General features: G+C 65.2%; 11 protein-coding genes and 1 pseudogene. 2 read left to right on the top strand and 10 right to left on the bottom strand.

Annotated features, from left to right (window positions below):
• Positions 1–200: hypothetical protein (locus tag ING98_08410; GenBank protein ID MCA3101880.1), on the bottom strand; the 200-nt coding region annotated here is incomplete at its 3' end.
• Positions 201–513: 313 nt separating this feature from the next.
• On the opposite strand from ING98_08410, the pseudogene ING98_08405 reads away from it, so the two are divergent.
• A pseudogene (locus tag ING98_08405) lies at positions 514–1,171 on the top strand (RraA family protein).
• Positions 1,172–1,238: 67 nt separating this feature from the next.
• On the opposite strand, the gene ING98_08400 reads toward ING98_08405, so the two are convergent.
• On the bottom strand, positions 1,239–1,493 hold the full coding sequence (locus tag ING98_08400; GenBank protein ID MCA3101879.1) for a hypothetical protein: 255 nt from the start codon (positions 1,491–1,493) through the stop codon (positions 1,239–1,241).
• A gap of 198 nt (positions 1,494–1,691) precedes the next feature.
• Complete coding sequence (locus ING98_08395) at positions 1,692–2,447, bottom strand: hypothetical protein (GenBank protein ID MCA3101878.1); 756 nt, start codon at positions 2,445–2,447, stop codon at positions 1,692–1,694.
• A gap of 26 nt (positions 2,448–2,473) precedes the next feature.
• Here ING98_08395 and ING98_08390 point away from each other — a divergent pair, with 26 nt between their 5' ends.
• On the top strand, positions 2,474–2,626 hold the full coding sequence (locus tag ING98_08390) for a hypothetical protein (protein MCA3101877.1): 153 nt from the start codon (positions 2,474–2,476) through the stop codon (positions 2,624–2,626).
• A 68-nt stretch (positions 2,627–2,694) separates the two neighbouring features.
• Here the strand turns inward: ING98_08390 and ING98_08385 are convergent, their stop codons facing one another.
• The 7 genes from ING98_08385 to ING98_08355 all read right to left on the bottom strand — a co-directional run.
• On the bottom strand, positions 2,695–3,003 hold the full coding sequence (locus tag ING98_08385) for a HigA family addiction module antidote protein (GenBank protein ID MCA3101876.1): 309 nt from the start codon (positions 3,001–3,003) through the stop codon (positions 2,695–2,697).
• Positions 3,004–3,017: 14 nt separating this feature from the next.
• On the bottom strand, positions 3,018–3,296 hold the full coding sequence (locus tag ING98_08380; protein MCA3101875.1) for a type II toxin-antitoxin system RelE/ParE family toxin: 279 nt from the start codon (positions 3,294–3,296) through the stop codon (positions 3,018–3,020).
• Between the two features lie 13 nt (positions 3,297–3,309).
• A complete protein-coding gene (locus ING98_08375; GenBank protein ID MCA3101874.1) occupies positions 3,310–3,693 on the bottom strand; it encodes a type II toxin-antitoxin system RelE/ParE family toxin in 384 nt (127 codons plus the stop codon).
• Positions 3,694–3,960: a type II toxin-antitoxin system ParD family antitoxin gene (locus ING98_08370; GenBank protein ID MCA3101873.1), complete on the bottom strand. Its 267-nt coding sequence runs from the start codon at positions 3,958–3,960 to the stop codon at positions 3,694–3,696.
• A 113-nt stretch (positions 3,961–4,073) separates the two neighbouring features.
• Positions 4,074–4,685, bottom strand: a complete 612-nt coding sequence (locus ING98_08365) for a DUF3987 domain-containing protein (protein MCA3101872.1) — start codon at positions 4,683–4,685, stop codon at positions 4,074–4,076.
• A 524-nt stretch (positions 4,686–5,209) separates the two neighbouring features.
• Entirely contained in the window at positions 5,210–6,805 is a 1,596-nt protein-coding gene (locus tag ING98_08360; GenBank protein MCA3101871.1) for a ShlB/FhaC/HecB family hemolysin secretion/activation protein, read from the bottom strand.
• Positions 6,806–6,995: 190 nt separating this feature from the next.
• The coding region (locus tag ING98_08355) for a hypothetical protein (GenBank protein ID MCA3101870.1) at positions 6,996–8,621 on the bottom strand (1,626 nt) is incomplete at its 5' end.

Raw genomic sequence — 8,621 nt, 5'->3', positions numbered from 1 at the left:
TCAAGGCGCTTGAAGGCATCGGCGCGCCTGACGGGTAGCTTGTCGAACTCGTCCTTTGAGATCCGGCCGTCGCCGTCGCTATCGAGCTGGGCAAAGCGTGCGTCTGCATCGCTTGTCTGTGCCATGACACCGGGGATTGCCGCCATGGACAGGAGGATCATGACCGTAAAGACGGAAAGCATGCGCGAATGGGATGTCATCTTGCTTTTTCGGTTGTATTGCAATGCGTGGCGCAAGCTTTGCGCGCATGGAATTCACCGTCAAGAGCAACAGTGGTTGGGCCATGACCCTGCGATGAACGGCGACTTTTGTCCGCCGCAGGGGGGCTGGGCTGACAGGCCGGTCTTCAGCGGCCCTCACGGGCCTTCGCCTGCACCGGGCAGCACTCCGCAGTGCTTCCTGGCGGGCCCCGGCAGGCCCCGCGGCAAACACCGCTCCCGCAGCACTGTGGTGGCCTCTTCGATGAAAGGCAAGCCTTCCGCCTACCGCCCCTCAACGCTCCGGAGCCCCGCCATGCCGATGATCGACCCTGCCGCCCTCAAGCCCTTGAGCGCGGCCATCCTGAGCGACGTGATGGACAGGCTGGTCCCGATGCACCAGGCCATGAAGCCCTTCGTACGGCCGCTGGACGACAGTCTGGTGCTGGTGGGCCGCGCGCGCGGGCCTGTACATGCCGGCCTACGAGGTGAAAGACCGCGAGCACCCCTACGAGGCGGAGATCGCCCTGGTTGACGATCTGAGGCCAGGGGACGTGGTGGTGCTGGCCTGCAACGGCTCCACGGACCGGATTGCGCCCAGGGGGGAACTGCTGTCCACCGCCGCCACGGCGCGCGGCGCGGCCGGTTGCGTCATCAACGGCCTGGTGCGCGACGTGCGCCAGATCCGCGAGCTACGCTTTCCCATGTTCCATGGCGGCATCGGCCCGCTGGACACCAAAGGCCGCGCCCGCATGATGCAGCGCGACGTGCCGGTGGAGTGCGCCAGCGTGGCCGTGGCCAGCGATGACCTGGTGTTCGGCGATGTGGACGGTTTGGTGGTCATCCCGCAGGCGCGCGAGCATGAGGTGATCGAGCGCGCGCTAGCCAAGGTGCAGGGCGGGAACGACACGCGCGACGCCTTGCTGCGCGGCGAATCGCTGGCCAGCGTTTTCCGGCGCATGGGAATTCTCTGAAAGGGCCGGGCCCCACGCGGGCCGAGGACTGGAGGGCCCACTAGGCGCCAGCCCTCGGAACAAGCGCTCAGCCCAGCGCGCCCCTCACCATCTGGCCGAGCAGCCGCTGAGGCAGCAAGGTGAACAAGCCCGTGATCACCAGGGCGCCGACGAAAATAGAAATCATCGTGATGCGGTGTGCCTGGATGTTGCGCCGGCGCGCATGCGCCACGCCAAACACCAGTGAAATCAGCGTGTTGTAGGCCGACAAGCCGTGGATCCAGGAAAAGCCGTCGAAGCGGATTGCGAACGAGATGCTCGCCACCGAGGCCATCAGCAGCACCCCGGTCCAGCCTTAGCATCCGGTGCGAGACGGTTCCCTTGCGCCGCGCCAGCACCGTGCCGCCCATCAAGTTTTGTCTTCCCAGATTGCGGAGATCACGGATCCAGGTAGTTGTCGTTTCACTGTCCGCCGCGCTGTCGAATCTCTTCAAGGCCCGCCACGAACTGCCCCCAGACATTCACTTGTTATCGTCGACAACTATTGCGACGCGGGAAGACTCGTGCTCGGAGTCCGTTGCTGCACAATCCACTCATCGACAGTACAAAGCCACTCCTGGATCTCCGGCCTGAAAAGGTGGGCGGGGTGGTCCGAGAGAAATGCCTCCAGTACCTTTCGCTTGGCGTAGGCATCGCTGGCCGCTTGAGCCTTCTTCAATGCTTCGTTGTATTGCATGCGTGCGAGACCGATCTCGCTGCGTCGAGCGTTCTCGAATAGATCGATGTAATGGGGTAACTTGACGTGAAAAAACAGACCCCAGTCGTTCGCATCCTCTTTCGAGTAGTAATTCAACCAGACGTCTCGTCCGTATACTGCCCTCTCTGTGTCGATTACGTATCCGGCCGCCGTAAACTGGCTGCCGTCAGCAAGAGCTACGGTGACCAGCGCATCTTCGACATGACCTGGCAGGCGAGCTATGACTGCGTTGTTCTTGATTCGAAGTTCATCGAGATCTTCAAAACCTTCCAGGAGGTATCCGATCCTCTCGCACCTTGCTTTCAGCGTTGACCCGCCTTCCGGCGCGGGCTCAAACTCGAATTCCACCGTAAAGCGGGACCCCCAAAGCCGATCCCATCCCCATTTGTCGCACTGGAACCAGACCTTGGTGTGCCCGATCGGAGTGGTGCGAATCCACCCCAGACGCCCCTCTTTGGCAGTCTTGAACCCGTTCGCCTTCATGAGGGCTGCCAATTCGGAGCGCAGCTCTCCGTAAAACGCTCGTGACGTGAATGTCATTGTTTGTCTCGCCTCCTTGATTACGGATGAGCCCCCCTGTGACGCGAGGGGAGGCCATGTGGCCCCGGAATCCCTGCACCCGGCACCCCCTCGATGCTATCGAGGCCGCGGCCAACGCGCGCGACGTGCCCTACCAGTCGCTGATCAAGGTGTGGTTGCAGGAGAAGGTGGAGCAGTAAGAACTGCTCCGTTCTGCCGGCCCCGCGGTTGATCGTGGACGCCCGCGCCGGTCCGCAGGCATTGGCGGTCATGCCGGCGATGTCTCCATCGGCACGACCTTGCGCATGATCTCGGCGCGGCTGGGCAAGGTCTTGAGATCGTAATCGGCCTGCATCGCCAACCAGGACACGGCGTCGCCGCCGAAGTAGCGTGCCAGCCGCTGCGCCGTATCGGCGGTCACGCCGCGTCGCTCCTTCACGATCTCGTGGATGCGAGTAGCGGGCACACCGAGCGCCATGGCCAGCGCGTTGACGCTGAGCCCCAGCGGCGCCAGATACTCCTCGCGCAGCACCTCACCCGGATGCACCGGGCGCATGCGATTGACGGGCTTGCTCATGAGGGACAGACCTCTCAGTGGTAGTCGACGATCTCCACCTGCGCGGGACCGCTGTCGGTCCACACGAAACAGAGCCGCCATTGGTCGTTGATCCGGATACTCCATTGCCCCGCCCTGTCGGCACGCAGTACTTCCAGCCGGTTGCCCGGTGGCGAGCGCAGGAAATCAAGCGTGGTGGCTGCATGGAGCATGACCAGCTTCCGCGTGGCGACAGTCTCGATGGCGCGGAAGCGCCTGGGATGCCTGCCCTCGAACAAGGCCTGGGTGTCTCGACAGCGAAAGCTCTGGATCACATCGAGGATGATATTACGGAGTACGTAATACGACAAGCGGTAGAATCGTCATGGCCACGCTATGGTGATTTGCTGCGCTTCGAGTCCCTCCTTTGCCGTTCGTGCTGTTCCTGCGGTTGATCGTGTCGGCGAGAGCGCCGGGGGGGCTGAAAACAGCAGGAGCAGCACGAACAGCAAGGCCCCCGGGGCTGCTGTAGCGCCCGATGGGAAAACTGCGGACACCGGGCGACAGCTCTTCGCGAGCACGGCCCATGATCGGCTGCGTTGCCAGCAGCCGGAACTGATCGTCGAGGTGATCCACCCAGCGGTCGGCTGCGGCGACACTGTCGTCGGCGATGAAGTCCCAGATCTCGAGGATGTCGGTCTGCGCGAGTGGCCGGCGCATCACCCGCGGCATTCAGTCCGCCGCCGTCTTGCCTGCACGCCGTGCGCGCGCCTCGCGCTTGAGTGCCGCCGCATCCCAGGGTTCACTCGGCCCGCTGGCTAGCCCCTGGCGCACGTCGTTGCGTAACTGCGCGAGCTTCGCCTCCCGCAGTCGATCCTGTTCCTCCATCAGGCGTAGCGCCTCGCGAACCACCTCGCTCGCCGACGTGTAAAGCCCGGAGGCAACCTTGGATCGGACGAGTTCTTCCAGCTGGGGGGTCAGATTGACGTTCATTCCCATGGGACACAGACCTCAGGTCACGGCAGCGGTCATTATGTCAGGGAATGTCAATCCTGGATAGTTTCCGGCGTTCGCCGGCGAGCCAATACCACTGCCAGCGATGATCAGTGAGGTCAGGTTCCTGCTTCGACTTGATCAACCAACGCCGGGTTCACCACCGCGAACCGGTGTCGGCCTTCCTGCTCCGCGCGGGCGCGGCCGCGCTCTTCCAGCAGGGCGAGCGCGGCCCTGAGGGAGTTGCTGTTGCGCACGCATCCGGGGCCGTACTGGTAGATCCGGCCAGAGGCGATGCGCGGGTCGCCGGTGCGTGCGGCCTCGTTGCGCAGCCAGGCATCGAAGCGAATGGCGGTGGCCAGCTCGGGCGGCGCATCGAGGTCGGCCAGCAGCCGGCGGGCTTCGTGCAGATGCCAGTCGACGATACGGACGGCGCGCTCGATGCAGCCTGCGTCGATCGCGCCGGCCGGGCCGTGATCGAGCACGTGGAGCAGTGCGGCCAGACGCGCGATGTTCTCGGCTGCCTTGGCGGCGACATCGCGGATGGCTGCGTAGTCACCGCCGCCGCCGAGCTGGCGCTCGATGCGGTCATGCGCCCGCACCCAGGATGCGTGAGCCGCGTGCGAGAGATCCAGCATCGTCGGCGCGAGCCCACCCTGCGCATCCATGGCGAGCGGCGTGTCGAGCAAGGCGCGCACACGTGCGTTGAACGCATCGACGGCCGGCAGCACCTCGGGCGCTGGCCGATAGGGTCGTTGCCCCTGCGTGCTGTCGCGGCCACGCGATCAGGAAGCGGGCGATGAAGCCGCTGCCGCGGGGTAGCGCGCTCGATGAACCCGCGCAGCGCCTCGGGCTGGGCCATCACGCCGAAAGTAAGCCGGCGTGGCACGCTGACGGGTTACAGCGCGGTGGCCCCCAACTCCCCCAGAGATCGATCATCATCGGAAGTGTCCTGCGCGTCCCGGCTCTTGCCGGGCCCCGGCGGGCCGCTTCGCTGCCGGGCGACCCGCGCGGCCGGCGAGGGCCTCCAACACGGGAAACAGACCGGCACGAACGCGCCGCCCGAAACCTGCGGACCATCGCTTCTTCAGGGGGCAAGTCGAGCCTTGGCCCGATGGACGACGCTTCACCGACCCCGGTCCCGTCTGCCGGCATCCGACAGCGCAAAAGCTTGCCGTGCCGCCATAACGTCGGGAACTGCAGCCCGTGACCCCTCGCCCGGCGCTTCGCGCGAGCGCGGATCGAGGACAGACGGTCAGAGCATGGTCCAAGCCAGGGAGAAGTGGAAGCGATAGTCGCGCGGTTCCTCGGGCCTCGAGTTGAGCGGCAGGCCGAGGCTCACCCGGCCCGAGAAGCTCCTGCCCCAAGAGAAGTTCAGTCCCGTCCCCACGCTCGACAGCACGTCCGAACTGCGCTGACTGTTGGTCGGTCGGAACGGCTGTACCTCGCCGTAGTCGACGAACGCAAAGGCCGTCGTGCGAACCGGCGAGGACACCGGCAGGCTCACCGGCCAGAACATCTGCATGTTCACCAGCACGCCGCGATCTCCGGCAAGCAAACCGGTCGCATAGCCGCGTACCGTACCCTCTCCGCCAATCAACATCTGCTCGCTCGACGGAAGCAGCGTATCGGTCGTGTACTGCCACGACAGCCCCGCCGACAGACTGAAATCGTTGCTCAGTCGCACGCTGCGTTGAATCGTACCCTTGCTCAGGTGATAGCTGCGCGGATTCCCGGCAATCGGCACGTTCTCGCCGGCCACCCAGTCCACGTTGGCCGTCCAGTACCCGTCCTGCAGGGGCACCTGCACGTCCAACCCGCCCGAGTAGCCGACCAGGTCCGACCCGCTCAGCACGGTGCCGTCGATCCAGTTCACCGTACGCCGCTTCTTTGCCGACAGCAAGACGTCGACTTGCACGTCACGCCGCGATATCAACGGGTGGCGCAGCGACCCGGTGAATGCACTCGCCTCGCCGGTCACGCGCAGCGAAGCCAGCGAACCATTGACGACCCTGGTGCTGTCCTCGAAGTAGCCCACGGTCACTCGCGTGCCTTGGTATCCTACCGGCACACCATAGGTGATGTACTTGCCCAGATGACCCTCGGCACCGGCGACGGATACGAAGAGATCGTCACGCCGCCCGGTCAGGCTGCGCCGTACGTAGCTCGTTCCCAGCCGATACTCGCCCGTACCGCTCGATCCGGTGTTGTCGAAGGTCGTGCGCAGCTGGTTCTGCCTGGGCTCGACCACTGTGATGACGATATCCGTCCGCCCGAAGTCCGTCCCGGGCTGCAATTCGGCACGCAGTTGCGCGTCGTTGGTGCGGTTGAACAGCACAAGATCGCGCTCCAGCCGCCCGAGGTCCACCACGTCCGCCGCCTTCAGGCCGATCCGGTTGCTGATGTAGTCGTCGTTGGTGGTCGCGTTGCCACGCAACTGCAGCTGCCCCAGCCGCGCCTCAACCAGCCGGATCACTACCACCCCATCCGTCACGTCCTGCGCAGGCAGGGTCGCCTGCGCGGTGGCGATGTTCCGTTCGCGGTACAGGGCGTTGATACGCGCGACCAGTTCGCGCAGGTCGGCCAGACGCAGTGACCGCCCCCGATACCCGGCCGCCAACTGCTCCAGTTCCTCTGGCTTGAGGATCGCCGAAGGCGGGTCGAAACGGATCTCACGTACGAAGAACGCGAGATCTTCCCCTACGGGCGCCTTCCTCGGGGCCTCCTGCGGCTGAGGTGCAACCGGCCGCTCGTTCCGCTCCTGGCGCAGCTCCTCTTCGCGCTGCCGCCGCTCACGCTCGATTTCGCGTTGCTGAAGCACCCCCGGGTCCAGCGCGGGCGGCAGCCCCACCTGCGCGAGCGCCGGGCATATCGTGGTCAAGACGAGAACGGAAGCAACCGGGAGGTGGCAAGAGCGACTTCGCATGCGAGAACACCAGAATGGCTAGTAGTAGATCAATCTTTAGTCGGATCGCCTCGCGAACGGTTGCAGGCCGCACCCCGAACACCATATGCCGACCTGCCGTACATCCCGGCGGCCTTCACTCCGTCGTCGAATCGACTGGCGTTGCTGGCTCGAGTTGCACGGCGTTCTCTGGAACCTGTACCAGCTCGCCGACCGCGCGCTGAATAACGCCCGAAGGCCGCTGAGCCGTGGTTGCGGCGTCGACGATCACCCGGCTTGTCTTGACCCCTTCCTTGGCTCCGGTTTCCAGCACGCTGGAGTCGTAGCCTGTGGGATCACTGACGACAGGATGGGTAGCCGGGTCGCGATGAATGATGTAGGCGCCCAAAACACGAGAGAGATTCTGCTCCACGCGCATGCTGAACGCCCCCGTCGGGGCGAACAACTGGGCGTCGTACGGCCGCTGCACTACCGAACTGCTGTTGTCCATCAGCAGGCTGATGGACGGAGTATTCAGCAGCATGCGGTTGCCGACGTAGCCCTCTTGCAACTCGAGGAATCCGGTCGGAATCGTGATCCGCGCGTCCCGCGTCAAGAACCGATCGAAGGAGACGCCCAGCGGACTGTTCAGTGTGAGATCCACCGTATTCATGATCGGCCGATTGCGCCCTACAAGCGACACCGATAACGCACCGCGACCAGGCCGCAGCAGATGATTGACGGTCGCTGTCACCCGATCACTCAGCAGTACCAGTCGTCGACCCACCTCGAGATTGGCGCCGTCGACCTCGGTCTTCGCATAAAGCAGCACACCGTCACCCAGCACCCGCCGCACGTTCACCGTGCCGTTGAGTGCATCGAGCGTGGCATCGCCATTGTCGGCGCTCACCAGATCTGCAGTGACGTCGTTGGCTGCAGACAGAGCGGTATTGCCGAGACTCGACACTGCACTGCCCACGCGGATGTTGCTGCCTGCCTTGATCGTGAGGTTGCGCTCGGCGGTCAGGGTGCCCGCCACCACGTTGCCGGCACCAGCCTCGACCGACACGTTGCCGGCGACACTCGCCACCGTCGTCACATCGATGCTGTTGGCTGCACCAAGCGTGAGGCCGTCCTGCGCCCGCGTGAGGTCACCGCTGATGTCCGTGCCCGCGTTCAACGTCACGCTACCCGCCGTGCTCTCCACCCGCGCGTAGCGCGCCGCCGCCTTGCCGCCGATCGACTGCGCTGCGGTCACGTTCACGTCGCCCACCGCGCTGACCGTGTCCACCTTCACATTGCCCGTCGTCGCGACCAGCGTCGCCGCCCCCGCCGCGTTCGTCGATCCCAGCGACAGATCGCCGGTGCTCGCCGTCGCGTTGATCATGCCCGCGTCGGTGCTCAGCGTGCCCGCCGTGATCCCGGTGCCCCCGGTCAGCGTCAGCGCCGTCTCGGCGTTCGCCGTGCCCAGCGTCATCGACCCGGTGGTCGCGCGCGCTGTCAGCGTGCCGTTGAACGCAGTCGTCGTCGTCGCGTCCAGGTCGCGCGCCGCCGTCGCCTGCACGTTCTGCGCCGCCCGCGTGAGGTCACCGCTGATGTCCGTGCCCGCGTTCAACGTCACGCTGCCCGCCGTGCTCTCCACCTGCGCGTAGCGCGCCGCCGCCTTGCCGCCGATCGACTGCGCTGCGGTCACGTTCACGTCGCCCACCGCGCTGACCGTGTCCACCTTCACATTGCCCGTCGTCGCAACCAGCATCGCCGCCCCCGCCGCGTTCGTCGATCC

The sequence above is a fragment of the Rhodocyclaceae bacterium genome (assembly GCA_020248265.1).
Classification (GTDB): domain Bacteria; phylum Pseudomonadota; class Gammaproteobacteria; order Burkholderiales; family CAIKXV01; genus CAIKXV01.
This window is presented reverse-complemented; position numbering and strand designations above follow the sequence as displayed.